Source organism: Mesorhizobium sp. M8A.F.Ca.ET.181.01.1.1, from assembly GCF_004792025.1.
Taxonomy (GTDB): Bacteria; Pseudomonadota; Alphaproteobacteria; order Rhizobiales; family Rhizobiaceae; genus Mesorhizobium.
In genome coordinates this window covers 1-2,521 of sequence record NZ_SRTV01000030.1, presented here as the reverse complement: position 1 = coordinate 2,521, position 2,521 = coordinate 1, and the positions used below count along the sequence as shown (strand labels likewise).

1 protein-coding gene and 1 pseudogene are annotated in these 2,521 nt (G+C 62.0%); both read left to right on the top strand.

The features are described 5' to 3' along the window. Positions 1-1,631 (top strand): RTX toxin (locus EN824_RS33395; protein ID WP_135933155.1); only part of this gene is annotated, 1,631 nt, incomplete at its 5' end. Between the two features lie 200 nt (positions 1,632-1,831). Next, positions 1,832-2,521 (top strand): annotated as a pseudogene (locus EN824_RS33390) (hypothetical protein); the annotation flags it as partial.

The window sequence follows — 2,521 nt, the reverse complement described above, 5'->3', positions numbered from 1 at the left end:
ACCTCTCGGCGATCGTGCAGGAGATCGTCAACCGCTCGGGCTGGGCCGCGCTCAACGACATGGCATTTTTGGTCAGCGGCACTGGCACGCGCACGGCCGATTCCTACGAATACAATCCGGCCAGCGCGCCACTGCTGCACATCGAATATCTGCTGCCAGGACCCGGCAATCCGGTCGCCTTCAACTCCCCGCCGGATGCCAACACTGCCGCCAACAAGATCGCCGAGCTTGCCGCGGCAGGCGCACCCACCGGGATCACAGCATCGGCCACCGATCCCGACGCGGGCTCGACCGTCACCTACAGCATCAATGACACGCGCTTCGCCATCAATTCCAGCACCGGCGTCATCACGCGCTCGGCCACCGGCACGCTCGACTTCGAGACCCAGTCGTCGATCAATCTGACAGTGACGGCAACCTCGTCCGACGGCAGCACCGCCAACCAGGCCTTCAGCCTCGCCGTCCTCAACAGCCCGGAGCCGGTCGCTTTCAACACCCTGGCCGACGCTAACGCTGCCGCCAACCAGATCGCCCAGACCGCCGCCGCCGGCACGGCGGTCGGGATCACCGCCTCGGCCAGGGATCCCGATGCCGGATCGACGATCACCTACAGCATCGACGACTCGCGCTTTGCCATCAACGCCAGCACCGGCGTCATCACACGCTCGGGCACCGGCACGCTCAACGCCCAGTCCGAGCCGTCGGTCGCCCTCACCGTCACGGCGACCTCGTCCGATGGCAGCATCGATACCCATGCCTTCAACGTCAACGTCACGGCCCACCAGCTGCCGACGTCGGTGACCTTGTCACACACAATCCTGACTTCGCAGTGGTCGCCGCCGAGTCCCGACCCTACTGATATCGTCTATATTTCTCACCTCGGCACGTTGCTGGTTGCCGACAGCGAAGTCGAGGAGATACCTGCGCTTTTTACTGGCAAGAATCTCTACCAGATGAATTTGAACGGCACCCTTGCGGGCACGCTCACGACCGTCAAGTTCTCCGATGAGCCGGCCGGGGTGGCTTATAATCCTGCTAACCACCATCTCTTCTTCGCGGACGACACTGCCCCGAAGAGCGTGTACGAGCTCAACCCCGGGATAGACGGGCTTTACAACACGTCCGACGATAAGGTGACCTCTTTCAAGACATCCGCGTTCGGCAGTTCGGATCCGGAGAGCGTCGCCTATGACCCGAACCATAAAGTCTTGTATGTCGCGGATGGCTCAACCCAGACGATTTACGCCGTCTCACCGGGTCCCAACGGCAAATTCGACGGCGTCGCGAGTACGGGCGGCGACGACATCGTGACGAGTTTTTCTGCGCAAGCGCTGGGGAACCCTGGCGACGAAAGTATTGCGTATGACCAAGTCAACGACCTCCTTTATATCATTACGTCGACAAAGTCGGTAGCAATGGTGACGCGTACCGGGCAGTTATTGGGCACGCTCGATATCTCCGCAGCCCACGCGCACAAACCATCGGGAATAGCGCTGGCGCCGAGCAGCGACGATCCGAGCCACCATATGAGCCTGTACATCGTGGATCGGGGCCTGGATAATGACCCATATCCAACCGAAAATGACGGCAAGATCTATGAATTCCAATTGAATGGTTGGCTGCTCGCCTGATCCGGCAGGACGCGTTGCTTCAAGGTCCTGTCGTGATCCATTTCACTGCAGCCTGCCCGGATGCCCAGCAAGCACATCGCCTCCACACACGCCTCTGACAGCCGGAGTCCTCGATCACCGCGGATCGGACCTGGCCGTGGCGTCGATATCAGGGCCTAGCGAGGCCCAAGTGCGGAAAACGGCGGCAAAGGAGTTCTGCGATGTCCAAACCACATCGGCTTCCAGATAGCGGCAATGCAATCGGACTGCTCGCGACGGAGCTCGGTTCGACGCCCCTCCTCAAAGGCCTTCAACCGCTCGATGACGGCTCGGTTGCGGAGCACGTGCATGGCGATGACGGCGTGTCGCAGGCTTCCGGGGCATCCGATGGCGTCAGCCTCGCCGTCGAAACCGGCAAACACAGTGACAGTCATAGCGCCGTCCCGATCACGGCAACCGGTGGCGAGCTGATCGGGCTGGCGGACGCGGCAGCCGGGCTTGGCATCCATCCGGATAGCACCTTTCTCGACAGCGTGGCGACGAAAGACACCGGCCTCAGGCAGTTTGCGGGAACGGGCTATGCCGGCAGCGGCGTCACCTTCACCGCCCCTACCCCTATCGCTGACGCCGGCACGGTCTCGACCGGCGCTAATGTCATCACCACCAGCAGCAGCTTCCTCACCGCCAGCTCTAGTGCGATCGACCCGATCTTCGAGACAAGGGTGGCGACCGCCGGCGACGATGTCGAGGAGAAGGGCTCCGGTACGATCTCGAGCAACATCAGCGATCTGGAACTGGGCTATGACGGCAGCACCCGCCAGACGGTCGGCCTCCGCTTCACCAGCATCGACCTCCCGAAGGGCGCGATCATCACCAGCGCCTATATCCAGTTCCAGGCCAATGAGGTGAAG